Below are 25,734 nucleotides of genomic sequence, written 5' to 3'. Positions count from 1 at the left end.
GGCACACTACTGCTTATTACAAGAGGTTATTAACAAAACGCCGTGACCGACTTTAACAGCATATTCCTGATTGGCGGCTTACTGGTGGCCATGAGCATCCTGGCCAGCCGGGTATCTGCACGCATTGGCCTGCCGCTGCTTCCCCTGTTTCTGGGTATCGGCATGCTTGCCGGTGTCGATGGCCTGGGCCTGATCAATTTCAGCGACTATAACCTGGCCTATCTGATCGGCCAGCTCGCACTTGCCATGATCCTGCTGGACGGTGGCCTTCGAACGCGCATGAAAACCTTCAGGGTAGGGCTTCGACCGGCGCTGTCGCTGGCCACGCTGGGCGTGTTTTTGACCAGCGGCCTGACCGGGCTGTTCGCCATGTGGGTGTTCGATCTCAGCCTGTTTCAGGGGCTGCTGGTCGGTGCCATCGTGGGCTCCACGGATGCTGCGGCCGTTTTCTCGATGCTCAGCGGACAGGGAATTCGTCTCAACGAGCGAGTTGGCGCCACGCTTGAGATCGAGTCAGGCACCAACGACCCCATGGCGATCTTTTTGACGCTGATTCTGTCGCAAACCCTTGCCGGTTCCATCGATAGTGTCTCCGGCACGCTTTTGATGTTTGTCGAGCAGTTCGGCATTGGCACTGTGGCAGGTGTGGCCAGTGGCTGGCTACTGGGGCGTTTGCTGCGCTGGCTGGATCTGGCGCCGGGGCTTTATTCCCTGCTGGCCGCAGCCATGGGCTTTAGCGTTTTTGCATTGACCAACATGCTCGGCGGCAGCGGTTTTCTGGCCATCTATCTGGCCGGCGTCATGATCGGCAATATTCGCGGTAAGCATCTTGAGTTCATTCTGCCCGTTCATGACGGTCTGGCATGGCTGAGCCAGATCGGCCTCTTTTTGACGCTGGGGCTTCTGGTCACGCCCAGCGAGATGGTTGATTACGCCTGGTCGAGCGTCATGGTGGCCATGGTGTTGATCTTTGTGGCACGCCCGCTGTCGGTGCTTTTGAGTCTCAAACCCTTTTTCGGCTTTCGCTGGCGAGAGCTTGCCTTTATCTCCTGGGTGGGGCTGCGTGGCGGGGTGCCGATCGTTCTAGCCATTTTTCCGGTCATTGCCGGCGTCGAAAACGCTTCGCTCTACTTCAACGTCGCCTTCTTCGTGGTGCTGATCTCTCTGGTGCTTCAGGGCACCACTCTTGGCCATATGGCCCGCTGGCTACGGGTTGAGGTGCCCGCCGAAACGGTCCCGGCCCGTCGTCGACTGCTGGGCGTGCTGCCTGAAGACGACTACGAAATGTTTGTCTACAAGGTCGACAGCAAGCGCGTTGAAAACACTCAGCTAAGAATGCTTCGTTTCCCGTCAGGGGCGGTCGTGGCAGCCATCTTTCGTGAGCACGTCATGATTCATCCCACCGGCAGCACGCGGCTTCAGGCAGGCGATGTGGCCTGCGTCATTGCCCGAACCCACGACCTCAATGCCATCAACCATCTTTTCAACGGGGATGCCGAACTCAAGCGCGAGCGCGATTTCTTCGGAGCGTTTGCCTTGTCCGGCGAGGCGCTGATGGGGGATGTGGCGGATGCCTATGGTCTGACGCTGTCACGCTGGGAGCGCGAAGAAATGCTGGGTGCCTTCATCGCACGCCGTGTCGGCGGCTATCCCGTTGTCGGTGACGACATCGACTGGCATGGCATCCACTGGATTGTGCAGGATGTGGAGGGCAACAGCGTAACCCGAGTAGGCCTGAGGCTGCATGGCTAGGCCAGCCAGACCCCGAAAACAAAAACGCCCGCTGTGTCAGCGGGCGTTTTCATTCAACAAGCGAGCATCAGTTCAGCAGGCGCCACTTGTTGTTTTTCTGTGAGGTTGCCGGCAGCGGCTCGTCATCGTAATCAAGCTGGATGCGTGTCGACTCGTCCAGCAAATCGCCCTGGGGCGTACATTCCTGAAATTCGCCAGCATGACCCGGGCGGTCACCAACATCGTAAACGGCAGGCGGGTTATTGCCCTGGTGCTCGTTTTCGCGCTCCATATTGCCCTTGGTAAAACCGCGTCCACTGTTGGCCATCTGAACTTCTCCCTATCGTCTGATCATCCTGAAATGAGCCTAGGCAAGACGGCATCACTGTGCAACAAGGGTCTGTTCACACGACCGGTTTAACCGGACTGAGTGAGCTGAAGAAACGCCCTGACGGCACTGTCGCTTGCTCCCTGCTGGCGATAGCAGGCTTCAAGGTTGATAAAGGCCTCCAGCATGTCCTCGTCCAGGTGGAGCGCCTCTATCCTGTAACCGTCCTGCCAGAGCTCCAGACAGGTCTCGCCCGACTCAAGCGGCTGCTGAATGACCTCGCCCGGAGAGTGCTCACGGGCGGTATCAAAAGCCTGCTGCAAACGCAAAGGTATCAAAGCCGTTGCCTCGGTATGTCCATCGAAACGACAACAGTAAGTGCACGTGTTTGAATTGTAAATTTCCAGGGCGCAAAAGTTATCGATTCAGGGCACCTGAAAACGCCGGTCGAGCGTCGCAGAAGCAAAAGGGCACCGCTATCAAGGCCTCTGATCCACGGGAATTGCCAAAAACAAAAAAAGCCTGTCGATCAGTGATCGACAGGCTTTTCAGATGGTGGTGGCGGAGGGACAGGGATTCGAACCCTGGAAGGGCTACAAACCCTTGGCGGTTTTCAAGACCGCTGCAATCGGCCACTCTGCCATCCCTCCGGCTTACGGCGATGCATCTTAACAGCCTGTCAGCAAAGGTCAAGGAGCTTAATTCAATCAAAAGGGCGATGACTTGCGCGGGCTGCGTTTGAGGCTCATTCTTGGTTAAAATTCCACCATAATCAGACACAAGGCAGGGAGTGATCCATGGTCGATAGAACCTATGGGGTCTCGCAGACCGAGTCCAGAAACGTCGAATCGCACAAGGTATTGCGTAATACCTATATGCTGCTTGCCATGACACTGCTTTTCTCGGCCGTCACTGCCGGGATCGCGATGTCGATGGGCATCCAGCGCATGAACATTTTTGTCTTTTTCATCGGGGCCTATGGGCTGATGTTTCTGGTCCACAAGACCGCCAATTCAGCAGCGGGCCTTCTGGCCACCTTCGCCTTTACAGGCTTTATGGGCTTTACCCTCGGGCCGATTCTCAGCGCTTACCTGACGCTGTCCAACGGACCGCAGCTGATCATGACCGCTCTGGGCATGACGGCGGCCACCTTTGTAGGACTTTCGGCCGTGGCACTGATTACCCGAAAGGATTTCAGTTTTCTGAGCAATTTCATTATGGCCGGCGCCATCGTGCTGATTGTTGCCATGGTCGTGGCGATGGTCTTTAACATCTCCGGTCTGGCACTGGCAGTATCGGCAGGTTTTGTTCTTTTTGCCTCGGCCGTGATCCTGTTTGAAACAAGTCAGGTGATCCACGGCGGACAGGATAACTACATTCTGGCGACCATCAGCCTTTATGTGGCCATCTACAATCTGTTTATCAGCCTGCTGTCGCTTCTGGGGCTGACGTCCAGCGATTGATCCATCGATACATCGTGATCTGTTAGTATAAGACCCTGCCTTCCGGCAGGGTTTTTTGTTTAAAAGGGCTTGTTTCAGGAGCGTTGTCTTGGCCTCTCAAGAATTGACCTATGCCCTGATGGTACAGGGGGCACCCTACAGTCAGCAGGCGTCTCACAGCGCCCTGCGCTTTGCCGAAGCTCTGCCGGCACAGGGCCATCGGGTGGCTGCCGTCTTTTTCTATCACGATGGCGTCTATAACGCCGCCAGCATGATGACACCGCCACCGGATGAACCGCATCTTCTCGAGCGCTGGCGAGCGCTTCATCAGACGCAGCAGTGCGAACTGCTGGTCTGCGTGGCCTCGGCCGTTCGCCGTGGGCTGCTTGACGAAGGCGAGGCGCGCCGCCATGGGCACACGCATCCAACACTGGAGGCGCCCTTTGAACTGACGGGGCTGGGCCAGCTCATGCAGGCCGCGCTTCATCATGATCGATTGATTACCTTTGCGCCTTGAGGCAGGCATTATGGACAGGGCAGTAACGTCATGAACGCAAAAAGCATACTGGTCATCGTGCGCCATCCGCCGCACGGCACAAGCTGGGTACGCGAAGGGCTTGAGACGGCGCTGGTCGGCGCGGCACTGGGGCAGCCGCCAACGATTCTTTTCAGCGGCGACGGCGTTCTGGCACTGCTTGCCCACCAGCAGCGAGGCGCGCTGGATCAAAAGGGCAGTGCTGCCATGCTGGAAGGCCTGTCCCTTTATGACATTGAACCCCTCTGGTATGACCGGGCCTCAATCGAGGCGCGCGCGCTTGATACCGAGCGGCTGATACCCGGATGCCAGCCGGCCCGCATTGCGGACATGATTGCCCGCCACGACGTGGTCATGAGCTTTTAATACGCCTTTACCTGTTTCGACGAGTGTCATCATGAGCACACTTCACCTGATCAATCGGTCGCCTTTCAGCACCCGGATTCTCCACGAGCTTGCTGATGCCGTATCACAGGGCGATCATGTCCTGCTGGTCGAGGACGGTGTCTATGCAGCCTCCGGCACGGCACTGCGCGTATTGCCACAGGGCATCGAGCTCTGGGCGCTGGAGGAGGACTGCGTCTCAAGAGGCGTTATACCCGCGCCAGATATCTCTAAAACGGTGGATATGGCCGGGTTTGTGGCCCTAACGGCCAGCACCGACCGCACGGTCAGCTGGTTTTGATGCTTTGCCACTTCAGATCTTTCGTCGATACGACACATTTTTCACAACATCGGATGCCATGACCGAAACCACGGACACGCTAACGCTTGCTGACGGTACCGACATTGCGCTTGATAGTGACGGTCATCTGCAAAACCCCGAGTGCTGGTTGCCCGAGGTGACCCGACACATGGCCGAACGCGAGGGGCGCGAACTGACACTGGCGCACTGGGAAATCATCGAGCTGCTGCGAGACTTTTACAGGCGCTTTGAGATGGCACCGGCCATGCGAGCCCTGGTCAAGTTCACCCGCCAGCAGCTTGGTGACGAGAAGGGCACATCGATCTATCTGATGTCCCTTTTTCCGGAGAGCCCGGCGCGCGTAGGTGCCCGCCTGGCCGGGCTGCCACGCCCTACCAACTGCTTATAGGGCCCGCAATTTGAACTTTCTTGCCCACGCCCGGCTTGCAGGCCGGGGCAGCGACGTTTTCCTGCTCGGCAACCTGGTGGCTGACGGCATCAAGGGGCCCGTGACGGCAGAGACCGGATTCGCTCAGGGCGTCCGGTTCCATCGTCGAATGGATGCTTTGATCGACCAGCACGACATCACGTTGGCTCTCAGGCGACAGGCCCCCGAGGCGCAGCGTCGTGTGTGCGGCATTGCACTCGATATCGTCTGGGACCATTTTCTCGCCCGGCTTTATCACGACGATGTCCTGAACCAGCGCGTTTATGGGGTGCTGACCCGACACGCCGCCATGATCCCCGAGCGCCAGACGCGGCTTTTTGAACACCTTCGTCGCGACAACTGGCTGAAAGCCTACGGGGATTTCGACTTTACCTGCCGTGCCATTGCCGGCGTAGGCCGTCGCCTGTCCGGCCCCAATCGGCTGGCCGAGCTGACGCCCTGGCTTGAGCGGGAATATCCGCTACTGGAAGAGAGCTTTCATACCCTGTGGCCATGGATGCAGCGTGCGGCATGCGAACATGCCGCAGCATTAGCTGGCCAGTAGCAGGCACCTGACGCTATCGCCTGATGTGACCCTTGAGTGCGCCCCGATAACCGCCAGCGCATTGGCGGTGACGCAGGAGCGCAGGATGGAAGAGTCCTGATCCTCGAAGGCTTCCGCGCGGTAACCTTCACCGTCCCACGTCAGGGTCACACGCATGTAGTGATCTCGCCCGGCCGTTTCGGTGTCAAACGTGGCCCGGGCGGTTACCTCCGGCAGGGAATGCATGGCTTCACAGCCCTGCAGACCGCCCATTAACGGGCGCAGAAAAAGCCATGCGCCGACAAAACTCGACACCGGATTACCTGCAAGGCCGACAAAACGGCACTGATCGATGTGGCCCAGTGCCAGCGGTTTGCCGGGGCGGATCGACAGGCGCCAGAGATCCAGCTCGCCCAGCGATTCCAGGGCGCGGCGAACATAGTCGGCATCGCCCACCGAGACGCCACCGGTGGTCACGATGACATCCACCTGGCGTGAGGCGCGCTCAAGTGCCTGTGTCATGGCTTCCAGCGTGTCAGGCACCTGTTCCACCAGCGAAAGCTCGGCACCAAAGCGCGGCAACAGATCCATCAGCATGAACCGGTTGCCGTTATAGATCTGTCCCGGCGCCAGTGTTTCGCCCGGCAGCTTCAGTTCGTCGCCGGTAAAGAGCAGGGCGACCCGGGGCTTTCGATATACCGGTACACGATCAAACCCCTGACCTGCCAGAAACCCCAGTGCCGCACTGTTGAGCCGCGCCCCCTGGTGTACCAGCACCTCATCGGTCGTAATCTCGCGCCCTTTCAGGCGAACGCTGTTGCCCACCTCAAGCCCGGCGGGAATAAAAATGCCCCCGTCACGCGCTTCGACCTGTTCCTGCATGATGACGCTATCAGCACCTTCGGGCAGAGGGGCACCCGTAAAGATGCGTGCACAGGTGCCTTCCTCCAGCGGCGCTGACTGCTGGCCGGCCATGATGCGCTGGCTGATAGATAACACCCGGCCGCTGTCTGCGGCGCGCAAGGCATAGCCGTCCATCGAACTGTTATCAAAAGGCGGCGTGTCGTGCCGGGCATGAAGCGTCTGCGCCAGTACACGATCGCCGGCGGCCTCAAGCGCCACCCATTCCAGAGGCAGTGGTTCTAAACCGTTCGAGAGCGAATCAAGCGCCTGTTGCGGCGTGTGTAAACGACCGCCGTCAGCCATGCTGCCTCCGTCCGGGGATGACCAGGTTGGCAAAATTGCAGGGCTTGTGACGGCTATCGAGCTGTTCGGCAAGAATGCCGTCCCAACCGGTCCGACAGGCGCCAGTTGAGCCGGGCAGGCAGAAAACGGCCGTGTGGTTGGCAAACCCGGCCAGCGCCCGACTCTGAATGGTCGAGCTGCCGACGTCATCCTGCGAGAGTCGGCGAAACATCTCGCCAAAGCCTTCGATATGGCTATCAAACAATACGCTGACGGCCTCGGGGGTGGAGTCACGGCCGGTAAAGCCGGTGCCACCGGTCGTGATCACGATCTGCACCTCTGGGTCGGCAATCAAGCGCGCCACCTCTGCACGAATCTGATAGAGCTCGTCACGGATGATCTGTCGACCCACGCAGCGATGCCCGGCGCTTTCAAGCGATTCGATCAACAGGGCGCCAGAACGGTCGCTGCTTTCATCACGGGTGTCGGAGATGGTCAGGACGGCAATATCGAGCGGGATGAAATCGTCACTCACGAGGATGCGTTCTCCTTTGCCTTTTGACGCGCCTCAAGTGCCTTGAGCTGTTCGTCGGTGGCCGGCGGCTGATGATGGGTCTTCCATTCGCTGTAGGGCATGCCATAGACATGCTCGCGAGCGCTTTCCAGATCAAGCTCGATATGGCGCTCCTCGGCCGCCGTGACCAGCCACTTGGAAAGGCAGTTGCGACAGAAGTCGGCCAGAATCATCAGATCAATGTTCTGTACATCCTTGTTGTCATCAAGATGCTTGAGCAGACGACGAAAGGCGGCGGCTTCAAGTTCGGTTCGAGTCTGTTTGTCCAGCTGTTCCATGTTCAGCTCCTGTCAACGCGCTGCCTGCTGCAAAAGGCGAGCGCTAAAATAAGGGCAGAGATATTGTAGGCGCTCATCCGGGGCCCGAGTAGTGGCGGCGCCAAACCGGTGTCAGACGCGATCGCCCGGGGCGCACACCGACAGGACCAGCGCGTCCGACTCACTGATCGAGACCTTGGCGTGTCCCATGTCGCTGTCGAAATAGAGGCTATCGCCGGCATCAAGCTCAAGCGGCTCGTAGAACTCGCTGTACATCAGAATTGAACCCTCCAATACCAGCAGAAACTCTTCGCCGCCATGACGCACCCAGCTCGAAAACGACTTGATGCTACGGGCACGCACGATGGTCTTGAAAGGCGTCATGAGTTTTTGGGTCAGCTGTGCCGACAAAAGCTCATGCTCGTAGGTGGGGGTGGGGTGCTGCTCCCCCTGACCGCTGCGCGTCAGGTCGCGCCGTCCGGCATTACAGGGCGTGCTGCGCGGGCTTTTCAGAAGCTGCGGCATATCCAGCTCCAGTCCGATCATCAGCTTTTGCACGACCAGAAAACTTGGCGAGACCAGATCGTTTTCGATCTTGGAAAGGGTCGAGCGGGCCACCCCGGTACGGCGACTGACCTCCTCAAGCGTCAGCTTCTGGGCACGGCGGACTTCACGCAGGCGCTCCCCCAGACGCAGGGGCTCAACGAAGGGCTTTTTCCCCCGGGCAACATTCATGCCGGCCCCATCAGATGCGTCACGATCTGTCATCCTTTCACGACCCTGCCCGAATTGACGCCGGGCGCTGCCGACATCAGGGAGCCAGACGGCTTTTCAACCACCGCCCGTCCGTGTTTTGCCAGCGATAGCGAATCCGATCATGCAATCGACTGGGCTGACCCTGCCAGAACTCGACCATGACCGGCACGACACAATAGCCGCCCCAGTGTGGCGGGCGGTCGATCTCGTTGTCCTGATAGGCACTCTCGAAACGGCGCGTACGCTCATCAAGCCACTGTCGATTCGGAATCTCGACACTCTGCTGCGAAATCCAGGCGCCCAGCTGGCTCGCCCGGGGGCGCGAATGAAAGTAGGCGCTGGAGGTTTCATTACTGACCTGCTCGACATGGCCTTCAACGCGCACCTGACGCTGCAGGCTCGGCCACCAGAACACCAGTGCCGCATGAGGGCAGGTGCCCAGCTCGCTGCCCTTGTGGCTCTGATAGCTGGTGTAAAACACCATCCCGTTTTCATCGAAGCCCTTGAGCAAAACGATGCGCGCGTGGGGCACGCCCTCATTGTCGGCCGTGGCCAGCGTCATGACATTGGCGTCATCGCGTTCGCTCTCCAGCGCGGCATTGAGCCACTCAGAGAAAAGGGGCCATGGCGTTTCGGGCGTGTTGTCACGGTCGAGTGCGTCCCCGGCATAATCACGACGCAGATCAGAAATGGTGCTCATGAGCGGTTTCCTTGAAGCTTCGGGAGGCCTCAACCGGTTGCGGTCAGCCTCGCAATAGTGTTCCGGGCATGATTGATGACGCAGACTGCTCGGTTCAGTCGGTGCCCGGGATATTGTCGTTACGCTGCCAGCGATGTATGTGAAAGGCGTAGCTGCCGGCGCTGAGAAGCAGCGTCAGTGCCGAAAGCGCCTCGACAAGCCCCAGCCACCATAGCCCGGGCAGCTGAAGCATGGCCGCACCCTGAATGATATAAAGCACGCTGACAAACGCCAGCCAGCCATAGCCGCGGCGGCGCTCGGTGCGCAGCACAACCCCCAGAAGGGCCAATGGTATGACACGCACCAGTACAGGCAACAGCGACTCGGTGCCGCCACGCTGTGACAAAATCAGTCCCGTCACCAGTGTGACCGCCAGAAGAACGCCCCAGCTGACGGTCACGACCCGGCGCGCCCGTTGCCGAGCGCCCGTGGCGCCGTAGCGCTGCTCGAAGGTACGAAACAGCACGGCTACTGCCCTCGCGTCGCTTCAAGCGCCAGTGCCAGACGGGCCAGACGCTTGCCCTGAGCACTTGCCAGCGCACGCTCATGATCATCGATGCTGCGATCGTTGTCCGGTCCTGCAAAGTGGCTGGCGCCGTAGGGCGTGCCGCCGGTACGCGTGGTGAACATCTCATCCACACTGTAGGGAATGCCGGCGATGACCATACCGTGGTGCAACAGGGGATTCATCATGGTCAGCAGCGTGCTTTCCTGCCCGCCGTGGATGCTGGACGTCGAGGTAAAGACCGTGGCGGGCTTGTCGACCAGCGCTCCGTTGAGCCAGAGCGTGCTGGTACCATCCAGAAAATGCTTGAGCGCCGCCGCCATGTTGCCAAAGCGGGTCGGGCTGCCCATGGCAAGGCCTGAGCAGTCGCGCAGATCATCATGGCTGGCATAGACCGGCCCCTCATCCGGGATATCAGCGGCCACCGCCTCACATTCGCTGGACACCGAAGGCACCGTACGCAGGCGTGCATCAATGCCGCCTACCGATTCAATGCCTGCCGCAATATGACGGGCAATATCACGTGTCGCGCCCTGGCGGGAATAGTAAAGCACCAGTACGTAGGGTCGGGTCATGACATATCCTTGTGAAAACGATAGAGGCCAATTCTGGCAGGTATGCCACCATTGTGCCCATCGAGACAAGGGTTGTCAGGCGCCATTGCCTTCAGATTCGATTGGTCACAGCGCACGGTGGTCGCTATGTTTCTGACAACAATCAGCCGGTTATCGTCAGGAGCAGGACAAGGTGAAACGTTTTTCCATACCGCAGCGCCTGCAGGTGTTGCTGACACCGCTCAAGGCGCCGCTCAAGCTTTTTAAACGCTTCAACGCCCATGATGGCCTGCAGACTGCCGCCTCGCTGACCTATACCACACTGTTTGCCGTGGTGCCGCTGACCACTGTGGTATACGCCCTGTTCGCCGCCATTCCCGAGTTCCAGGATGCCGGTGATCGTATCCAGCAGTTCGTATTTCAGCAGTTCGTGCCCGAAACGGGCGAGACCATCCTGAACATGCTGCGCGGCTTTACGCAGCAGGCGCGCGGACTGACCATGGTGGGCGTGGCCTTTTTGCTGGTGACCTCGATTCTGATGATGATGACGGTAGAAAGCGCACTCAACCGAATCTGGGGCGTTCGTCACAATCGCCGGGGCCTGATGGGCTTTTTGATGTACTGGGCCGTGCTGACGCTGGGACCGATCCTGATCGGCAGTGGGTTTTTGCTTTCTTCCTATCTGGCCTCCATCAGCGTTTTGAACTCGGCAGCTTCCTGGCTTGGGGGCAGCGATTTCATTTTGCATTTTCTGCCGCCGATTCTGAGCTTTCTGGCCTTTTTGTTCATCTATATCACCGTGCCCAACGCCCGCGTGCGCTTCAAGCATGCCGCTGCCGGTGCCCTGCTGGTATCGGTGTCTCTGGAGCTGGCCAAGTGGGGCTTTTCCATCTATGTCACCAACTTTCCTTCCTATCAGATTCTTTATGGCGCCTTTGCCGCCGTGCCGCTTTTTCTGCTCTGGATATTTTTAAGCTGGGCCATCATCCTGATGGGGGCCGAGCTGGCCGCCTGGCTGGATGAATCCCAGCATGCCGACTGGCGCCGTTGGCCCCTTTTCTGGCAGGCCACGGGCATTTTGATGCTGCTGCACCAGACCCAGGCAGAGGGCCGGGGGGCCCTGAAGTCGTCCAGGGTCAGAAAGCGTCTGGGAGGCAACTACCATACGCTGCGGGCTGTGCTGGTCGAAAAGGGCTGGGTCGCGATCAGTGAAGAGGATGAGTGGGTTCTGACAAGACCCCTTGAAACCCTCTCGCTCAAGGAGTTTGTCAACGGTCTGTCATGGCCGATGCCCGAGCAATACCGGGCACCCGATGGCTATAGTAAACTGGCCGACATGATGAAAACTGCGCGCCAGCGCCATGATGATGCACTCGATGTTCCGATGGCCTCGGCCATATCGAACCCTGCTCATGGCCACCGGCGTACCACCCCATAACGACCAGAACCGGAGGCTCGGCACTTCATACCTTATTCCCGACGTGACGCTCTGACACTGATGTTGCCTGTAGGGCAGCAGCCCCTGTTTGAACGACAAGCCTCTGCTGGACGCTGCCAGCAGGCGAGGAGTAGCCCGATGAATGCCAATCAACGCGATGAGCAGCTTTTCTCCCATGAGATGGCTGACGTCATTCCGCTCAACAAGGGGCGCAACCGGGCCGATGCCGGCAGTACCGGTGCCCGCGCGCCCAGCGATGCCCAGCTCGCCCGGCGCGCCAGCGCTCAGGACGGCGAACACGAAAGCAACTTTCTGTCCGATGAGTTTGTGGATCTGCTGCCGGCCAATGACCCGATCGAGTTTCGCCGTGACGGCATTCAGACCGGCGTGATCGAAAAGCTGCGCCACGGCGGCTATCAGGTCGACTCTCAGCTCAATCTGATCAAGCGCCCGGTGACCGAGTGCCGACGCGAGCTTTTCAATTTCATCCGTCAGGCGCACGAGCATGAGCTGCGCTGTGTGATGATCATTCATGGCCGGGGTAAAAGCGATGAAAGCCATGCCAACGTGGTGCGCTCCTACGTCGGTAAATGGCTGGGCCAGTTTGATGAAGTACAGGCCTACGTTACGGCGCAGCCACGTCACGGCGGGTTAGGCGCGACCTATGTCATGCTGAAAAAGACCCATCGCGCCAGCCAGCGCAATCGTGAACTGCATCAGCGCCGTCGCGCGCCCTGAGCCCGGGCAACGCCTCGGCCCGTAAAAGGGAAAGGTCCTCTCATTGCGATGAGAGGCCCTTTTTCATGTCGCCGCCAGGCTCGGGTCGTCCGCTTGTATCCGGCCCGGGTTACTCGTCGGGGTTATAGGACAGAATCGGCGAGAGCCAGCGCTCCATGGTGTCGCGCGACATCGCCTTGCGCGCAGCCAGCGCGTCAATCTGATCGCGACTGATGCGCCCGGTCGAGAAATAGCGCGACTGCGGATGCGAGAAGTACCAGCCGGACACGGCGGCTGCCGGCCACATGGCAAAGCTTTCGGTCAGCGTCAGTCCGGTATTGTGCGGAGCGTCCAGCATGTCGAACAGGGCGGCCTTCTCCGTATGATCAGGGCAGGCCGGGTAGCCGGGGGCCGGACGGACGCCTCGGTACTTCTCGCTGATCAGATCATCGTTGTCGAGCGCTTCATCCGGCACGTAGCCCCAGTGCTCGCGACGAACACGCTCATGCATGTGCTCGGCCAGCGCCTCCGCCAGACGATCCGCCAGCGCCTTGACCATGATGGCATTGTAGTCATCGCCGGCTTGTTCATACGCTCGGGCCAGCTCGTCGGCACCGTGGCCTGCGGTCACCGCAAAGCCGCCGATCCAGTCAGCGCGGCCACTCTCCTTTGGTGCCACGAAATCGGCCAGGCTATAGCAGAGACCATCGCGGTTTTTGGTGGTCTGCTGGCGAATGTGGTGAAGGTTTTGAACGACTTCGCTGCGTGACTCGTCGGCGTAGACTTCGATCACGTCATGATCCACCGTATTGGCCGGCCAGAAGCCGATCACCCCGCGCGCTTGGATGTGGCGCTCCTCGATGAGCTTGTCGAGCATCGCCGTCGCATCCTGATACAGGTTGCGGGCAGCTTCGCCCACCACGTGATCTTCCAGAATCTTCGGATACTTGCCCGCCAGCTGCCAGCTCATGAAAAACGGCGTCCAGTCGATGTAGTCGACCAGCGAGCGCAGGTCGACATCCTCGAAAACGCGCAGGCCGGTGAAGGCCGGTTTCGGCGGCTCATAGTCGGCCCAGCCACCATCAAAGCGCCGCTCACAGGCCTGCGCGTAGTTGAGATCGGCTGATTTGGGTCGACGCTTGCTGTTGCGCTCGCGCACCTTTTCGTATTCCGCGCGAATCTCGCCGATATAGGCTTCCTTGAGCCCGGGCGAGAGCAGCTTGCTGGCCACACCCACCGCGCGTGACGCATCGGTGACATACACCACCGGATGGCTGTAGGCCGGCTCGATCTTGACCGCCGTATGGGCCTTGGAGGTCGTGGCGCCGCCGATCAACAGGGGAATATCAAACCCCTGGCGCTCCATTTCCTTCGCCACATGAACCATTTCATCTAGCGACGGCGTAATCAGACCAGAGAGCCCGATGATCTGGGCGTTATGTTCGCGTGCAGCGGCAAAGATCTTCTCGGCAGGTACCATCACACCCAGATCGATCACCTCATAGTTATTGCACTGCAGTACCACACCCACGATGTTCTTGCCGATATCATGTACGTCCCCCTTGACCGTGGCCATGATGATGCGGCCCTTGCTGTGATCCTCATCGCTTTTTTCGGCCTCGATGTGCGGGATCAGATACGCCACGGCCTGTTTCATGACGCGTGCGGATTTCACCACCTGCGGTAGAAACATCTTGCCGGCGCCGAACAGATCACCCACCACGTTCATGCCATCCATGAGCGGGCCTTCGATCACCTCGATAGGGCGGTCAGCACGCTGACGCGCCAGTTCGGTGTCTTCCTCGATATAGCTGGTAATGCCCTTGACCAGCGCATGCTCGATGCGCTTTTCAACTTCCCAGCTGCGCCATTCGAGATCTTCCTTTTTCTGGACACCGCTGCCGTCATCCTTGTAGCGCTCGGCGATTTCCAGAAGCCGTTCGGTGGCATCCTCGCGGCGGTTGAGCACCACGTCTTCCACCGCCTCGCGCAGCTCTTCGGGCAGGTCGTCATAGACGGCCAGCTGGCCGGCATTGACGATCCCCATCGTCAGGCCGGCGTGAATGGCGTGATAGAGAAACACCGAATGGATGGCCTCGCGGACCGTGTTGTTGCCGCGAAAGGAAAACGAGACGTTGGAAACACCACCGGAGATCATGGCATGGGGCAGGTGCTGCTTGATCCAGCGGGTGGCCTCGATGAAGTCGACCGCGTAGTTGTTATGCTCCTCGATGCCGGTGGCGATGGCGAAGATGTTGGGGTCGAAGATGATGTCTTCGGCCGGAAAATCGATCTCGTCGACCAGAATGCGATAGGCGCGCTCACAGATTTCGGTCTTGCGTGCCTTTGTGTCGGCCTGACCATCCTCATCAAAGGCCATGACCACAATGGCTGCACCAAATCGGCGGCACTGACGGGCCTGATGGCGAAAGCTGTCTTCGCCTTCCTTCATCGAGATCGAATTGACAACCGCCTTGCCCTGCACGCACTTGAGACCGGCCTCGATGATCTCCCACTTGGAGGAGTCGATCATGATGGGCACGCGGGAGATGTCCGGCTCGGAGGCGACGAGCTTGAGAAAATGCTCCATCGCGGCCTGCGAGTCGAGCATCCCCTCATCCATGTTGATATCGATGACCTGGGCGCCGTTTTCGACCTGCTCAAGAGCGACTTCAAGTGCGGTATTGAAATCCTCTTCCTTGATCAGGCGCTTGAAGCGGGCAGAGCCGGTAACATTGGTACGCTCGCCGACGTTTACAAACAGCGATTTCGCGTTGATGTTGAACGGCTCGAGCCCGGAGAGACGGCAGGCCGGGGCGATATCCGGCACCTGACGCGGGGGAAGGTCGGTCATGACCCGCTTGATCGCGGCGATATGCTCGGGCGTGGTGCCACAGCAGCCGCCCATGATATTGACCAGCTGCTGCTCGCCAAAGGTGCGCACGATCTCGGCCATCTCGTCGGCTTCCTGATCGTACTCGCCAAATTCGTTGGGCAGGCCGGCATTGGGGTGAACCGACACATACGTATTGGCACGCCGTGAAAGCTCTTCGAGATACGGGCGCAGATCCTCGGCACCGAGTGCACAGTTGAGCCCCACGCTCAGCGGCCGGGCATGGCGTACGGAATTCCAGAATGCCTCAGTGGTCTGGCCCGACAGTGTGCGCCCCGAGGCATCGGTAATAGTGCCGGAAATCATGATGGGCACGCGGTAGCCAAGCTCTTCGAACAATACGTCAAGCGCGTAGATGGCCGCCTTGGCATTGAGCGTATCGAAAATGGTTTCGATCAGGATCAGATCGCTGCCACCCTCGATCAGCGCCCGCGCCGCTTCCACGTAGTTGTCGACCAGCGCATCAAAGGTGACGTTGCGCTTTGAGGGGTCGTTGACGTCCGGTGAGATCGAAGCGGTACGGCTGGTCGGCCCCAGCACGCCGGCGACAAAGCGCGGCAGCCCTGTTTCAGCGGCCACCTCATCACACACTTCCCGGGCGAGTCGGGCCGCCTTTTGATTGAGCTCAACGACCAGTTCTTCGGCGTGATAGTCGGCCTGGGAGAGTCGGGTACTGTTGAAGGTGTTGGTTTCAACGATGTCGGCACCGGCTTCGAGATAGTCCCGATGCAGGCGTTTGATCACCTCGGGCTGGCTGAGTACCAGGAGATCGTTGTTGCCCTTGAGATCACTTCCCCAGTGCGCAAAGCGCTCGCCGCGGAAGTCCTGCTCGGTCAACCGCTCGTTCTGGATCATGGTGCCCATCCCGCCATCGAGGATCAGTATGCGTTCCGACATCAGACGGGTCAGCGTCTCCAGAACCGGCGAATCGGCAGCTTGGGGCATGGAAGGTGATCTCCGGATAGATAGTGGGGCGTGCATGAAAGAGGGCGTATTCTAGCAAACCCCTGTCAGGCGGACAGGCTCGTGGCCTGAAAGACATTCACCCAGAGCATGAGCCCGGGTCATTCATGCCTTTTATGGCAAAGCCGACAGGACTGGAGCCGCTATCCTTATTTACCCGAGTATTGCACTCGGATTTGTCGCGAGCTGCTGGCTGGCATAAAATATGGGCAGATTTCTTTATTGCGATTGCGCACGAGGCCGCCAATGAGTCAGACCATCGAAATTACAGAAAGCGCGCAGGACTATCTTGCCGATCTGCTCTCGCGTCAGGACGTCGAAGGCATCGGCGTGCGTGTCTTTATCACTCAGCCGGGTACGCCCTACGCTGAAACCTGCCTTGCCTATTGCAGGCCCGGCGAAGAAGAAGAAAGCGATGAGCGAATTCCGCTTGAAAAATTCAATCTCTTTCTCGAAAAGCACAGCGTGGCCTTTCTCGAAGACGCCGTGGTAGATTTCAATGCTGACCGCATGGGCGGGCAGCTCACCATCAAGGCGCCCAACGCCAAGATGCCCCAGGTCAGTGAAGACAGCCCGCTGGAAGACCGGGTCAACTATATTCTCTACAGCGAAATCAATCCGGGGCTTGCCGCCCACGGCGGCGAAATTCGCCTGATTCAGCTGACAGAGGACAACGTGGCCGTTTTGCAGTTCGGCGGCGGCTGCCAGGGCTGTGCCGCTGTCGACATCACGCTCAAGCAGGGCGTTGAAAAAACGCTGACAGAGCGCATTCCAGAGCTTACGGCCATTCGTGACGTGACCGACCACACCGACACGACCAACGCCTACTATTGATCGTGGCCGGCGTTTGCCGACGCCTGTTGTTGAGCGCAAAAAACCCCGGCATTGCCGGGGTTTTTCTGTAAGGCGTCTGCCAAAAGGCTTTTCACTGCATCAACTTTTAGTACACGAACGGGGGCATGGGCGCCCTTGAAAGACGCTCCTGAAGCACCCGAAGTTCGGTACGAAGACGCGCCAGTTCCTCATCGCGGTCGGCCAGCAGCCCCGAAAGATGATCTTCACGCCCTCGGCTTTCCTGAAGCTGCTGCTCGCTGTGCCTGGCCTGCTGTCCCAGATCGCGCATCTTGCGCTCTTCTTCCTGCAAAGTGCGCCGCTGCTGCTCCAGCTGCGCATTGATCTTTTCGATACGCTCTTCGAGCTGCTCCTGTCGGCGCCGCGCCTGCTTCTCGACTTCCTGCTTTTCATGCCGGGCGCTGTCCAACAGCTGCATCAGGCGATTTTCGGCGCTTTCATGGCGCGACTCTTCCTGTGCCAGACGCCGCTTGTGCGTCTGATCGAGCTGTTCGAGCGCCTCATGATGCTCGCGCTCCAGGCGATCACGCTCTTCGCTGAGCGCATCGATCTGTCGGTCACGCATGACCAGACGCTGATCGCGCTCTTCGAGCTGACCGCGAAGATTGGTGGCTTCGCTTTCCAGCCGGGCAAGACTGGTCGCCTTTTCCTCGAGCCGGGCCGCCGTGCTGTCCAGACGCTCGCTCAGGGCATCCAGACGCTGCTCGGTATCTTCTACGCGACGCTGCGCCTGACGGGTCTGTTCATGCGCCTGCTCCACCTGTTCATCGGATTGCTGCCGATAGAAGGCAAGCGCTTCGCCGGCTTCCTCCTGTGCCTGCTGCCATAAACCGGCCAGGGCATCATGCAGCCGCTCCGGAATGGCCTGGGGCAGGGGAACATCGCGATTTTCGTCGCGTCTTGCCCGCCATTCCCGCAGATGATCACTGATGGTGGTAAAGCTGCCGGTGCCCAGTACCTCGCGGATGCGCTGAACACTTGGCGCATCGCCTCGCTGTATCAGGGTTTCGATCGCCCTTTGTACGTCTTCGAACTGCACGCCATTTCGTGCCATGACGGCCTCCTGAGTTCCCTGTGATCGCCCCGGGATTTCTTCTGTTTTGAGAGGGGCAATGTTTCATCACCACTATAGCGGGTTATTGTGTCAAAAGCATTATTACGTAATACGTATAACGTAATTTTATTTACGATATGGTAAATAAATTCATGATTACGCACATTATCATGACTTTATCGACCATAATGGCTATTCTGTGTCACGAGAGTACCCGGAGGCCTTTGACGAGGATGCGATGAAAAAGGCGTTAACTATCGAGCCTGAAGCCGATCATGGGCGTGACGCCGTACTGTCAGCGGACGATTTGCGCGCCATGCCCAGTCAATTGGTCGAAGCCGAAAGCGATCGGGAAGCCGTTGCGGCCTGGCTCATGGAATATCGCGCCAGCCCGCAGACCTTCAGGCAATACCGCAAGGAGGCAGAACGACTGCTTTTGTGGCTTGAGGGGCAGGGCAGGCACCTGGCACACATGGACCGACGGGCACTGGATGACTTTGAACATTTTCTTGCCGATCCGCGGCCGGCCGATGAATGGATCGGGCCGCCCAGACCCCGTTCCAGTGAGCAGTGGCGCCCGTTTCGCAAAGGGCTTTCTGCCGCGAGTCGCCGTCAGAGTCTGGTAATTTTACAAACGCTTTTCGGCTGGCTGATCGAGGCAGGGTGGCTGCGTCAAAATCCGTTCAGACTGATGCGAGACAAGCGCCGACGCCTCGACAATACGCAGGCCGGCGTCGAGCGCTATCTGGAACGACCGCTATGGCAGTGGTGCTGGCAGGCACTTGATACGCCACCGCCAGCAGGAGCACCACTTCGCGCTCGGTATGAGTTCGAGCGCCGGCGCTTCATTTTTGCCTTTGCCTATCTACTGGCGCCGCGGGTAAGCGAAATGAGCCATGCCCATATGAACGATTTTCAAAAGCGCGAAGGGCAGTGGTGGTGGCAGGTAACGGGCAAGGGCAGCAAACGGGCTCATATTCCTGTACCGGATGCCATGATGGAGGCGTTGATGCGCTGGCGCAGCGCGCTTGAGCTGCAGGCCATGCCGTTACCCGAAGAGAACACGCCGGTCATCAGAGCGCTGGATGGAAAGCGCGGCGTTGGCGACAATCAGCTCTATCGCATGATCAAAACGGCCTTCGAGATTCTGGCAGTAAAAAAGGACCAGGAAGGCGAGGCTGCACAAAACGAGGCGCAGCGATTGCGCCTGGCCACACCCCACTGGCTGCGCCACACGGCCATTACGCACCAGGCGCAACAGGGCGTCGAGCTGCGCTATCTTGCACGCACGGCACGTCATTCAAGACTCGAGACGACAGCACGCTACCTTCACGCCGAATCACGGGAGTGGCATGGACAGATCAATCGCCATACGCTTGATCTGTCGGACGAAGCCGCAGATGACACGCTATAATGCGACCCTTTCCCCTATACCAGCACATGGAGCCGGCATGAGTCCGCAAGAGGCCCAGCAGGAACTGATCGACGAATTCGACATGTTTGATAACTGGATGGATCGTTATCAGTACATCATCGATCTGGGCAGACTGCTGCCCGATTTTCCTGACGAATGGAAAAACGACGACACGCGTCTTGATGGCTGCCAGTCCAACGTATGGGTTCATGCCGAACGTCAGGGCGAAACGCTGCACTTTTACGCCATATCGGACGCCGCCATCGTTTCGGGTCTGATCGCAATACTACTGCGCATCTATAACGACCGAACGCCACGAGAAATTATCGATACGCCTGCCGATTTCCTGACAGCGCTGGGGCTCGACAAGCACCTGTCACCCACCCGCAGCAATGGATTGCACGCCATGCTCGAGCGCATCAAGTCAACGGCACATGCACATGCCTGATGCGTAACCTTTTGAATGCCCGTAAGATGCGCCATCCCGAGACACTGACAGGCGCCAATGAAACACTTTGATGTTTACGAGCATTTCGATGGCCATGCCGAAGCCGTCAAACAGGGCTGGAACTGGCCGGCCTTCTTTTTTGGCGCATTCTGGGCACTGTGCTGCCGGTTATGGAAGATTGCCGTATTGACGCTCGTCGGCGTTTTTGTGGTGTCGATGGCAGGTGCGCTGGAAGAAAGTGGCATCATCGATGTAATGGCCAATATTGCCTGTCTGGGGGTCTACGTTGCCTTCGGCATTAACGGCAACAACTGGAAGCGACAGCGTCTGATATCAGGTGGTTTTCGTTTTGCGGGCACCGTTGAGGCCAAAAGCGCCGGCGATGCCCTCAAAAGACATGGCGACAAGCATCAGCACGATGGCGCTGATACCATCTCACATACCTTTCAGGCCTGATCGTTGCGCTTTTGATCGCAACCTTCCTTGTGATCATGTTCGGTGCAGCGCCGACGGACCGTGTTCTCGGGCACCGGATCGACGCCACCGGCACAAAAGGGATGGCAGCGCAGAATGCGCCGGAGCGCGAGCCATCCGCCGCGGAGGGCACCGTGGCGTTGAATGGCCTCGATCGCATAGTTGGAGCAGGTGGGCCAGAAGCGACACCGCGGTCCGATCATGGGACTGATACCGTACTGATAGATCCGCATCAGAGCGATCAGCACCATGCCAGGCGCCTTTTGCAGCCCTCGTGACAGCTGACGCAGCGCGTCAGCTATTGCCATACAGCGCCTCGGACGACATCAAAGGTGCCGTGTCCACGCGCGCGGCGTTTTTATCAAGTGCCAGATAGAAGCAGGTGCGTCGGCCGGTATGACATGCAGGCCCGGTCTGATCAACCTTGAGCAGTAGCGTATCGCCATCACAGTCCAGCCATGCCTGATCGAGCATCTGCACCTGCCCTGACGATTCGCCCTTGCGCCACGGCCTTTGCCGGGAGCGCGACCAGTAGCATACGCGTCCGGTCTGGAGTGTCTCTTCAAGCGTTTGCCGTGTCATCCACGCCATCATCAGCACTTCGCCCGTATCAAACTGCTGGGCGATAGCAGGCATCAGGCCTTCATCGTTCCAGCCGGCAGTGTCCAGAAGCGTTTCAAGATGGGTCTCATGACCGGGCTCTGCCTGCTCAAGCGCTTTATACGCTGGCGATGATGCGCTCATGTCTCTGGTTACTCCCTGAATTAGCGACGACGGTAGGTGACGCGCTCACCGGCCGGGTTGCTGGCGAGATTCTCGCCGTCCCAGGCGATGACGCCGTTGACGATGGTGGTATCAATGCTGCCAAGCAGCGCCGCCCCCTCGAAAGGACTCCAGCCACACTTGTAAAGCAGTGCATCGCGGGTGACGGTGAAGCGGTTTTCAAGGTCGACCAGTACGAGATCCGCCATGTAGCCCTCACGGATAAAGCCGCGATCTGCCAGTTCAAAGCGCCGCGCGACGTTATGGCTGGTTTTCTCGACGATGGTGGTCAACTCGAAGTGACCGGCGTTGACCTGATCCAGCAGGGAGGAGAGGGCGTGTTGTACCAGCGGCATGCCAGAAGGCGCGCTGAAGTAGCTGTTGTCCTTTTCTTCCAGCGTGTGTGGCGCATGGTCGGTGGCGACAATATCGATACGCCCGTCGTTGACCGCGTCTCGGATAGCCTGGCGGTCCGCCGCGGTCTTGATGGCCGGATTGCACTTGATCCATGACCCCAGACGCTCGTAGTCCTCGTCACAAAACCACAGATGATGCACGCAGGCTTCGGCCGTGATCAGCTTGCCGTCTACCGGGCCGGGCTCGAACAGTGCCATCTCTTCAGCGGTGGTCAGATGCAGCACGTGCAAACGCGTACCGTGTTTGCGTGCCAGCTCGATCGCCATGCTGGAGCTTTTATAGCAGGCCTCGCGCGACCGGATTTCACCATGCAGCGAGAAGGGGACCTGTTCTCCGAAGCGCTCGCGTGCCTGACGCTCGCTTTCCTGAACCATGGGCGTATCTTCGCAGTGTGTGATCACCGGGATTTTCGCGTTGGCAAAGATATCTTCAAGCGTCTGCGGTGCATCCACCAGCATGTTGCCGGTCGAAGCCCCCATGAAAATCTTGATACCGCAGGTGGCTGCCGGGTCAAGCGCCTTGATGGCTTCCAGGTTGTCGTTGCTCGCGCCGTGATAAAAGGCGTAATTGGCATGCGAGCGGCCACGCGCCAGTGCGTACTTGTCTTCGAGAGCCTGGCTGTCCAGCGTGGGTGGCTTGACGTTGGGCATTTCCATATAGGTGGTAATGCCACCGGCCACGGCCGCTGCCGACTCTGTGGCCATGTCCGCCTTGTGGGTCAGGCCCGGCTCCCGAAAATGCACCTGATCGTCGATCATGCCGGGAAGCAGGTACCGGCCACGTGCATCGATGACCTTTTTGGCATCACGTGACAGGGAAGGGGCGATGGCATCAATGCGCCCGTCCAGCACGCCAACATCCAGCTCACGGATAGAGCCTTCATTGACGACGCGAGCGTTGACGATCAGCAGATCGAACATGGCATAAGACCTGTATTATTGAATAAAACGAAAGTCACGACAGGGTTTGAGTCACCCTCGATCAGCGTGACTGCTGACATTGCTGACAAACGCCGGAAAGCTCGATGGTCTGGCGTTCGATGACAAACCCGTGACCGGCCGCCGTCTCATCCAGACGGTGCATGGTGTCATGGTCATGCATCTCTTCGACCAGGCCACACAACCGACAGATCATCAGCTGAAAACCGCGTGAGTGATCAGGGCACGGGCAGGCCACATAGGCATTGAGCGATTCGATGCGATGCACCAGTCCCTGTTCGAGCAAAAAGTCCAGCGCACGATACACCGTGGGTGGTCGCGCCGAGGCGTGCTCGCTGGACAAAAGATCCAGAAGCTCATAGGCCTTGAGGCCGCTGGAGTAGGCGCTGATGATTTCGAAGACGCGGCGACGAATGGGCGTGAATCGCACGTCATTGTCGTGACAGCGTGTTTCGGCCATGCGCAGCAGGCTGGATACATCAGGCATTGAATGTTCTCATCGTTGAAACGCAGGACAGCATGAAATATGTGCTCATGGTAACGTTATCGAGCAGGGCTCGCACCTTGCAGGTCATCACAAATTGACGGCCGGGGTATCAACGACACGCCACCGGTAATTCCCCATTGCTGCATTTAACATAATATACATTATGCGAAGCAATGGCACGGCCCAGTGAATCTGCACAGGCTTGTCGTCATAATGGTTTATATTCATCGCATCGAATGATGTTGAACTGTTTCCAGGAGATTGTCTCATGACGTATTCACGCACTATTTGTTCAACGCTGGCGCTGTCGTTGACTGCCCTGTGTTTGCCCACGCTTGCGTTTGGTGCGTGTCAGGAAGTACGCGACCGAATCGCACAAAACATCGAATCCAACGGTGTTGAACCCATGGGCTACTCGCTTCAGGTCATTCCGACATCCGATGCCGATCAGGCCGAAGGCCAGATTGTGGGCCACTGCGACAACAACCAATACCAGATTGTCTATCAGCGTCACTACCGCACCAGCAGCGCCGAGACCATGGAAGACGCTTCTGCCCAGGAAGACGAAATCGACGGTACGTCCAGTGCTGACACGCAAGCCCCACCCTCTGAAACACCCGAGACTTCAGCCGAGCTGATGAACGCTCCTGAAACGCCTGCTGTGGATCAGACTGACGACGAGGATACGTCAGACAGCCGGCGGGTTGAGACTTCCGATATGCCGGTCAGTACTGAAAGCTCCAACAACTGAGGCGTCGTTTTCCTGTTGTTTTTCTACGGTCCATGCCGAAAAAAGCCTGCTCACATGAGCAGGCTTTTTGTTGTATGAACATCACAGCGTATCAGTCGTCTGCTGGCGCGTAGGAGCCATCCTCACGATGCACTTCGCGACCGGTCAGCGCCGGATTGAAAACACAGGCGACCGTCATGCCTTTTTCCATGCCGCGCAGCCAGTGCTCATCGTTCTGGTCGAGCAGATACATGTCACCGGCCTTGATGGTGTGCTTTTTGCCATCGGCAATGGTTTCCACCTCGCCTTCGCCTTCATAACAAAAAACGGCTTCGATATGGTTTTTGTAGTGAATGTGGGTCTCTGTGCCCGGGCGAATGCGAGTGATATTAAAGGAAAAGCCGCAGTTGTCCTCGGCCAGCATCAAACGTGTGCTGTCCCAGTTGCCGTTTTCGGCTTCAACAAAGCGGTCGGTCTTGCGGCACTCTTCAAGGTTACGAACGATCATCGGTCTGGCTGCCTTTTCTGGTCACAATCAACATGAATCATTACGGTACGGGCACTGGCCACCCGCCAGAGCCTCTCCAATAACAATTATTCAATGAGGCTGCGAATGCTTCGCTCAAGAAGGGTCAGGCCCTGCTCAAGCTCATCATCGGTAATGGTCAGCGGGCAAAGACACTTGACTACTTCACCGGCCTGCCCGCTGGTTTCAATGATCAGCCCGCGCTCGAAGGCGCCATGGGTAATCTCGTCGGCCAGTTCACCGCTGCCGACATCAATGCCACGCATCATGCCACGACCGCGCTCCTTCGCCGGATGGCCGGCATCGTTGAGAAGCCCTGCCAGCATTTCGAAGCGCTCCCGGATGACTTCGCCCTTGCGCTGAACTTCCTTTTCAAAGGTATCGTCTGTCCAGTAGTGACGCAGCGTTTCTGTAGCGGTCACCATGGCCAGCGTGTGGCCGCGAAAGGTGCCGTTGTACTGTCCGGGCGTCCATTTATCGAGATCGCGGTGCATCATCAGCATGGCAAATGGCAGCCCGTAACCGGACAGCGATTTGGAATTGGTTACCATGTCGGGCTTGATGCCGGCATGTTCAAAGCTGAAAAACTTGCCGGTACGGCCGCAGCCGGCCTGAATATCGTCCACGATCAGCAGGATATCGCGCTTTTTGCAGATGTCGGCGAGTCTTTTGATCCACTCGATCGAGGCCGCGTTGATACCGCCCTCGCCCTGCACCAGTTCAACGATGGCCGCCGCCGGTCGGTCAAGGCCGCTGGATTTGTCATCGAGTGCCTTTTCGACATAATCAAGCGTGTCCACGCCCTCGCCCATGTAGCCATCATAAGGCATGAACTGGGCACCAATGGCCGGCACACCCAGCGCGTCGCGAAACTTTGCATTGCCGGTAGTCGCAAGCGCCCCCATGGTGACGCCATGGAAACCGTTGGTGAAGGTCAGAATGTTGTGGCGGCCCGTAATACGACGCGCCAGGCGAATGGCGGCTTCAACGGCGTTGGTGCCGGTGGGTCCGGGCAGCTGAATCTTGTAGTCCAGGCCACGCGGTTTGAGTATCAGTTCTTCAAGCGTCTGATAAAAATCCTGTTTGCCATGGGTCCAGAAATCGAGACCGTGAACGATTCCGTCACGCTCGATATAGTTCATCAGCGCCTTTTTCAGTACCGGGTTATTGTGCCCGTAATTCAGCGTACCGGCCCCGGCCAGAAAATCGATGTACTGCGTGCCGTCGGTGGTCCAGAGATGGGCGCCACGGGCGCGATCAAAAACAATGGGAAAAGAGCGGGAATAAGTGCGAACTTCGGATTCCATCCGTTCAAAATACTGTGTGTCCATTTACAACACTCCCCGTATCAATAGTGGT

General features: G+C 58.5%; 31 protein-coding genes and 1 tRNA gene. 14 read left to right on the top strand and 18 right to left on the bottom strand.

What is annotated here, in order from left to right; genetic code table 11:
* The first annotated feature begins 90 nt into the window (after positions 1-90).
* Positions 91-1,752, top strand: a complete 1,662-nt coding sequence (locus ACS92L_RS04745) for a potassium/proton antiporter (RefSeq protein WP_438767372.1) — start codon at positions 91-93, stop codon at positions 1,750-1,752.
* Positions 1,753-1,819: 67 nt separating this feature from the next.
* Here ACS92L_RS04745 and ACS92L_RS04740 read toward each other — a convergent pair whose 3' ends face one another.
* From ACS92L_RS04740 to ACS92L_RS04730, 3 genes are all read right to left on the bottom strand, one after another.
* Complete coding sequence (locus ACS92L_RS04740; RefSeq protein WP_438767371.1) at positions 1,820-2,059, bottom strand: hypothetical protein; 240 nt, start codon at positions 2,057-2,059, stop codon at positions 1,820-1,822.
* 89 nt (positions 2,060-2,148) lie between these two features.
* Complete coding sequence (locus tag ACS92L_RS04735; protein ID WP_438767370.1) at positions 2,149-2,382, bottom strand: hypothetical protein; 234 nt, start codon at positions 2,380-2,382, stop codon at positions 2,149-2,151.
* A 236-nt stretch (positions 2,383-2,618) separates the two neighbouring features.
* A tRNA-Ser gene (locus ACS92L_RS04730) sits at positions 2,619-2,709 on the bottom strand.
* 147 nt (positions 2,710-2,856) lie between these two features.
* Between ACS92L_RS04730 and ACS92L_RS04725 the strand changes: the two genes are divergently transcribed.
* The 6 genes from ACS92L_RS04725 (at position 2,857) to ACS92L_RS04700 (ending at position 5,713) form a co-directional block, all read left to right on the top strand.
* Positions 2,857-3,522, top strand: a complete 666-nt coding sequence (locus tag ACS92L_RS04725; RefSeq protein WP_438767369.1) for a Bax inhibitor-1/YccA family protein — start codon at positions 2,857-2,859, stop codon at positions 3,520-3,522.
* Between the two features lie 103 nt (positions 3,523-3,625).
* Positions 3,626-4,018, top strand: a complete 393-nt coding sequence (gene tusD, locus ACS92L_RS04720; RefSeq protein ID WP_438768412.1) for a sulfurtransferase complex subunit TusD — start codon at positions 3,626-3,628, stop codon at positions 4,016-4,018.
* A 30-nt stretch (positions 4,019-4,048) separates the two neighbouring features.
* Positions 4,049-4,402, top strand: a complete 354-nt coding sequence (locus tag ACS92L_RS04715; protein WP_438767368.1) for a DsrE family protein — start codon at positions 4,049-4,051, stop codon at positions 4,400-4,402.
* A 31-nt stretch (positions 4,403-4,433) separates the two neighbouring features.
* Entirely contained in the window at positions 4,434-4,721 is a 288-nt protein-coding gene (gene tusB, locus ACS92L_RS04710; RefSeq protein WP_438767367.1) for a sulfurtransferase complex subunit TusB, read from the top strand.
* 58 nt (positions 4,722-4,779) lie between these two features.
* The gene (locus ACS92L_RS04705; RefSeq protein ID WP_438767366.1) at positions 4,780-5,130 is read left to right on the top strand and encodes a TusE/DsrC/DsvC family sulfur relay protein; all 351 of its coding nucleotides are present in this window, start codon (positions 4,780-4,782) and stop codon (positions 5,128-5,130) included.
* A 10-nt stretch (positions 5,131-5,140) separates the two neighbouring features.
* Positions 5,141-5,713, top strand: coding sequence for an ACP phosphodiesterase (locus ACS92L_RS04700; protein ID WP_438767365.1), 573 nt, complete (start codon positions 5,141-5,143; stop codon positions 5,711-5,713).
* Here ACS92L_RS04700 and ACS92L_RS04695 read toward each other — a convergent pair.
* From ACS92L_RS04695 to wrbA, 7 genes are all read right to left on the bottom strand, one after another.
* On the bottom strand, positions 5,699-6,898 hold the full coding sequence (locus ACS92L_RS04695) for a molybdopterin molybdotransferase MoeA (protein ID WP_438767364.1): 1,200 nt from the start codon (positions 6,896-6,898) through the stop codon (positions 5,699-5,701). The two genes, ACS92L_RS04700 and ACS92L_RS04695, sit on opposite strands and share 15 nt — an antisense overlap.
* Positions 6,891-7,412: a molybdenum cofactor biosynthesis protein B gene (moaB, locus tag ACS92L_RS04690; RefSeq protein WP_438767363.1), complete on the bottom strand. Its 522-nt coding sequence runs from the start codon at positions 7,410-7,412 to the stop codon at positions 6,891-6,893. The genes ACS92L_RS04695 and moaB overlap by 8 nt, the downstream gene beginning before the upstream one ends.
* Positions 7,409-7,729, bottom strand: coding sequence for a DUF1244 domain-containing protein (locus tag ACS92L_RS04685; RefSeq protein ID WP_438767362.1), 321 nt, complete (start codon positions 7,727-7,729; stop codon positions 7,409-7,411). Before ACS92L_RS04685 ends, moaB begins: the two co-directional genes overlap by 4 nt.
* Before the next feature lie 111 nt (positions 7,730-7,840).
* Positions 7,841-8,443, bottom strand: a complete 603-nt coding sequence (locus tag ACS92L_RS04680) for a helix-turn-helix domain-containing protein (protein ID WP_438767361.1) — start codon at positions 8,441-8,443, stop codon at positions 7,841-7,843.
* Between the two features lie 76 nt (positions 8,444-8,519).
* Complete coding sequence (gene pdxH / locus ACS92L_RS04675) at positions 8,520-9,164, bottom strand: pyridoxamine 5'-phosphate oxidase (protein WP_438767360.1); 645 nt, start codon at positions 9,162-9,164, stop codon at positions 8,520-8,522.
* Positions 9,165-9,258: 94 nt separating this feature from the next.
* Complete coding sequence (locus tag ACS92L_RS04670; RefSeq protein ID WP_438767359.1) at positions 9,259-9,669, bottom strand: DUF2069 domain-containing protein; 411 nt, start codon at positions 9,667-9,669, stop codon at positions 9,259-9,261.
* Between the two features lie 2 nt (positions 9,670-9,671).
* Positions 9,672-10,283, bottom strand: a complete 612-nt coding sequence (wrbA, locus tag ACS92L_RS04665) for an NAD(P)H:quinone oxidoreductase (protein ID WP_438767358.1) — start codon at positions 10,281-10,283, stop codon at positions 9,672-9,674.
* 172 nt (positions 10,284-10,455) lie between these two features.
* On the opposite strand from wrbA, the gene ACS92L_RS04660 reads away from it, so the two are divergent.
* Both ACS92L_RS04660 and smrA read left to right on the top strand, forming a co-directional pair.
* Complete coding sequence (locus tag ACS92L_RS04660) at positions 10,456-11,700, top strand: YihY family inner membrane protein (RefSeq protein ID WP_438767357.1); 1,245 nt, start codon at positions 10,456-10,458, stop codon at positions 11,698-11,700.
* A 138-nt stretch (positions 11,701-11,838) separates the two neighbouring features.
* The gene (gene smrA / locus ACS92L_RS04655) at positions 11,839-12,438 is read left to right on the top strand and encodes a DNA endonuclease SmrA (protein WP_438767356.1); all 600 of its coding nucleotides are present in this window, start codon (positions 11,839-11,841) and stop codon (positions 12,436-12,438) included.
* 109 nt (positions 12,439-12,547) lie between these two features.
* Here the strand turns inward: smrA and metH are convergent, their stop codons facing one another.
* Positions 12,548-16,255 (bottom strand): methionine synthase, encoded by a 3,708-nt coding sequence (gene metH / locus ACS92L_RS04650; RefSeq protein WP_438767355.1) that lies wholly within the window; start codon positions 16,253-16,255, stop codon positions 12,548-12,550.
* 264 nt (positions 16,256-16,519) lie between these two features.
* Between metH and nfuA the strand changes: the two genes are divergently transcribed.
* Positions 16,520-17,107, top strand: a complete 588-nt coding sequence (gene nfuA / locus ACS92L_RS04645) for a Fe-S biogenesis protein NfuA (RefSeq protein ID WP_438767354.1) — start codon at positions 16,520-16,522, stop codon at positions 17,105-17,107.
* A gap of 106 nt (positions 17,108-17,213) precedes the next feature.
* Here the strand turns inward: nfuA and ACS92L_RS04640 are convergent, their stop codons facing one another.
* Positions 17,214-18,179 carry a DNA-binding protein gene (locus ACS92L_RS04640; RefSeq protein ID WP_438767353.1) on the bottom strand — a complete coding sequence of 322 codons (966 nt, stop codon included), beginning with the start codon at positions 18,177-18,179 and terminating at the stop codon, positions 17,214-17,216.
* A gap of 199 nt (positions 18,180-18,378) precedes the next feature.
* Here ACS92L_RS04640 and ACS92L_RS04635 point away from each other — a divergent pair, with 199 nt between their 5' ends.
* Genes ACS92L_RS04635 through ACS92L_RS04625 form a run of 3 tightly spaced genes read left to right on the top strand, consistent with a single transcriptional unit; the run spans position 18,379 to position 20,497 of the window.
* Positions 18,379-19,593 carry a tyrosine-type recombinase/integrase gene (locus ACS92L_RS04635; protein ID WP_438767352.1) on the top strand — a complete coding sequence of 405 codons (1,215 nt, stop codon included), beginning with the start codon at positions 18,379-18,381 and terminating at the stop codon, positions 19,591-19,593.
* 37 nt (positions 19,594-19,630) lie between these two features.
* Complete coding sequence (locus ACS92L_RS04630; protein ID WP_438767351.1) at positions 19,631-20,041, top strand: SufE family protein; 411 nt, start codon at positions 19,631-19,633, stop codon at positions 20,039-20,041.
* Between the two features lie 57 nt (positions 20,042-20,098).
* Positions 20,099-20,497, top strand: a complete 399-nt coding sequence (locus ACS92L_RS04625; protein ID WP_438767350.1) for a DUF2628 domain-containing protein — start codon at positions 20,099-20,101, stop codon at positions 20,495-20,497.
* Here ACS92L_RS04625 and yidD read toward each other — a convergent pair.
* The 4 genes from yidD to ACS92L_RS04605 form a co-directional block, all read right to left on the bottom strand.
* On the bottom strand, positions 20,488-20,823 hold the full coding sequence (gene yidD, locus ACS92L_RS04620; RefSeq protein WP_438767349.1) for a membrane protein insertion efficiency factor YidD: 336 nt from the start codon (positions 20,821-20,823) through the stop codon (positions 20,488-20,490). The two genes, ACS92L_RS04625 and yidD, sit on opposite strands and share 10 nt — an antisense overlap.
* Positions 20,810-21,259: a phosphoribosyl-AMP cyclohydrolase gene (gene hisI, locus ACS92L_RS04615; RefSeq protein ID WP_438767348.1), complete on the bottom strand. Its 450-nt coding sequence runs from the start codon at positions 21,257-21,259 to the stop codon at positions 20,810-20,812. The genes yidD and hisI overlap by 14 nt, the downstream gene beginning before the upstream one ends.
* 20 nt (positions 21,260-21,279) lie before the next feature.
* On the bottom strand, positions 21,280-22,614 hold the full coding sequence (locus ACS92L_RS04610) for a dihydroorotase (protein WP_438767347.1): 1,335 nt from the start codon (positions 22,612-22,614) through the stop codon (positions 21,280-21,282).
* Between the two features lie 61 nt (positions 22,615-22,675).
* The gene (locus tag ACS92L_RS04605) at positions 22,676-23,119 is read right to left on the bottom strand and encodes a transcriptional repressor (RefSeq protein ID WP_438767345.1); all 444 of its coding nucleotides are present in this window, start codon (positions 23,117-23,119) and stop codon (positions 22,676-22,678) included.
* A gap of 268 nt (positions 23,120-23,387) precedes the next feature.
* Here ACS92L_RS04605 and ACS92L_RS04600 point away from each other — a divergent pair, with 268 nt between their 5' ends.
* A complete protein-coding gene (locus ACS92L_RS04600) occupies positions 23,388-23,870 on the top strand; it encodes a DUF1161 domain-containing protein (RefSeq protein ID WP_438767344.1) in 483 nt (160 codons plus the stop codon).
* 91 nt (positions 23,871-23,961) lie between these two features.
* On the opposite strand, the gene ACS92L_RS04595 is transcribed toward ACS92L_RS04600, so the two are convergent.
* The gene (locus ACS92L_RS04595; protein WP_438767343.1) at positions 23,962-24,357 is read right to left on the bottom strand and encodes an ectoine synthase; all 396 of its coding nucleotides are present in this window, start codon (positions 24,355-24,357) and stop codon (positions 23,962-23,964) included.
* Between the two features lie 86 nt (positions 24,358-24,443).
* Positions 24,444-25,706 carry a diaminobutyrate--2-oxoglutarate transaminase gene (gene ectB / locus ACS92L_RS04590; protein WP_438767342.1) on the bottom strand — a complete coding sequence of 421 codons (1,263 nt, stop codon included), beginning with the start codon at positions 25,704-25,706 and terminating at the stop codon, positions 24,444-24,446.
* Positions 25,707-25,734: the final 28 nt, after the last annotated feature.

This window comes from Kushneria halocnemicola (assembly GCF_965650455.1).
Classification (GTDB): domain Bacteria; phylum Pseudomonadota; class Gammaproteobacteria; order Pseudomonadales; family Halomonadaceae; genus Kushneria.
This window is presented reverse-complemented; position numbering and strand designations above follow the sequence as displayed.

What these genes read in the sequence shown, in the direction of transcription:
- ectB (WP_438767342.1), bottom strand. Translation starts at nt 25,706, where the DNA reads ATGGACACACAGTATTTTGAACGGATGGAATCCGAAGTTCGCACTTAT.
- ACS92L_RS04740 (WP_438767371.1), bottom strand. Translation starts at nt 2,059, where the DNA reads ATGGCCAACAGTGGACGCGGTTTTACCAAGGGCAATATGGAGCGCGAA.
- ACS92L_RS04680 (WP_438767361.1), bottom strand. Translation starts at nt 8,443, where the DNA reads ATGAATGTTGCCCGGGGGAAAAAGCCCTTCGTTGAGCCCCTGCGTCTG.
- ACS92L_RS04640 (WP_438767353.1), bottom strand. Translation starts at nt 18,179, where the DNA reads ATGGCACGAAATGGCGTGCAGTTCGAAGACGTACAAAGGGCGATCGAA.
- ACS92L_RS04625 (WP_438767350.1), top strand. Translation starts at nt 20,099, where the DNA reads ATGAAACACTTTGATGTTTACGAGCATTTCGATGGCCATGCCGAAGCC.
- tusB (WP_438767367.1), top strand. Translation starts at nt 4,434, where the DNA reads ATGAGCACACTTCACCTGATCAATCGGTCGCCTTTCAGCACCCGGATT.
- pdxH (WP_438767360.1), bottom strand. Translation starts at nt 9,164, where the DNA reads ATGAGCACCATTTCTGATCTGCGTCGTGATTATGCCGGGGACGCACTC.
- hisI (WP_438767348.1), bottom strand. Translation starts at nt 21,259, where the DNA reads ATGAGCGCATCATCGCCAGCGTATAAAGCGCTTGAGCAGGCAGAGCCC.
- ACS92L_RS04725 (WP_438767369.1), top strand. Translation starts at nt 2,857, where the DNA reads ATGGTCGATAGAACCTATGGGGTCTCGCAGACCGAGTCCAGAAACGTC.
- ACS92L_RS04695 (WP_438767364.1), bottom strand. Translation starts at nt 6,898, where the DNA reads ATGGCTGACGGCGGTCGTTTACACACGCCGCAACAGGCGCTTGATTCG.
- ACS92L_RS04610 (WP_438767347.1), bottom strand. Translation starts at nt 22,614, where the DNA reads ATGTTCGATCTGCTGATCGTCAACGCTCGCGTCGTCAATGAAGGCTCT.
- metH (WP_438767355.1), bottom strand. Translation starts at nt 16,255, where the DNA reads ATGCCCCAAGCTGCCGATTCGCCGGTTCTGGAGACGCTGACCCGTCTG.
- smrA (WP_438767356.1), top strand. Translation starts at nt 11,839, where the DNA reads ATGAATGCCAATCAACGCGATGAGCAGCTTTTCTCCCATGAGATGGCT.
- ACS92L_RS04600 (WP_438767344.1), top strand. Translation starts at nt 23,388, where the DNA reads ATGACGTATTCACGCACTATTTGTTCAACGCTGGCGCTGTCGTTGACT.
- ACS92L_RS04745 (WP_438767372.1), top strand. Translation starts at nt 91, where the DNA reads ATGAGCATCCTGGCCAGCCGGGTATCTGCACGCATTGGCCTGCCGCTG.
- ACS92L_RS04595 (WP_438767343.1), bottom strand. Translation starts at nt 24,357, where the DNA reads ATGATCGTTCGTAACCTTGAAGAGTGCCGCAAGACCGACCGCTTTGTT.
- ACS92L_RS04605 (WP_438767345.1), bottom strand. Translation starts at nt 23,119, where the DNA reads ATGCCTGATGTATCCAGCCTGCTGCGCATGGCCGAAACACGCTGTCAC.
- yidD (WP_438767349.1), bottom strand. Translation starts at nt 20,823, where the DNA reads ATGGCAATAGCTGACGCGCTGCGTCAGCTGTCACGAGGGCTGCAAAAG.
- ACS92L_RS04715 (WP_438767368.1), top strand. Translation starts at nt 4,049, where the DNA reads ATGAACGCAAAAAGCATACTGGTCATCGTGCGCCATCCGCCGCACGGC.
- ACS92L_RS04685 (WP_438767362.1), bottom strand. Translation starts at nt 7,729, where the DNA reads ATGGAACAGCTGGACAAACAGACTCGAACCGAACTTGAAGCCGCCGCC.
- wrbA (WP_438767358.1), bottom strand. Translation starts at nt 10,283, where the DNA reads ATGACCCGACCCTACGTACTGGTGCTTTACTATTCCCGCCAGGGCGCG.
- ACS92L_RS04630 (WP_438767351.1), top strand. Translation starts at nt 19,631, where the DNA reads ATGAGTCCGCAAGAGGCCCAGCAGGAACTGATCGACGAATTCGACATG.
- nfuA (WP_438767354.1), top strand. Translation starts at nt 16,520, where the DNA reads ATGAGTCAGACCATCGAAATTACAGAAAGCGCGCAGGACTATCTTGCC.
- ACS92L_RS04705 (WP_438767366.1), top strand. Translation starts at nt 4,780, where the DNA reads ATGACCGAAACCACGGACACGCTAACGCTTGCTGACGGTACCGACATT.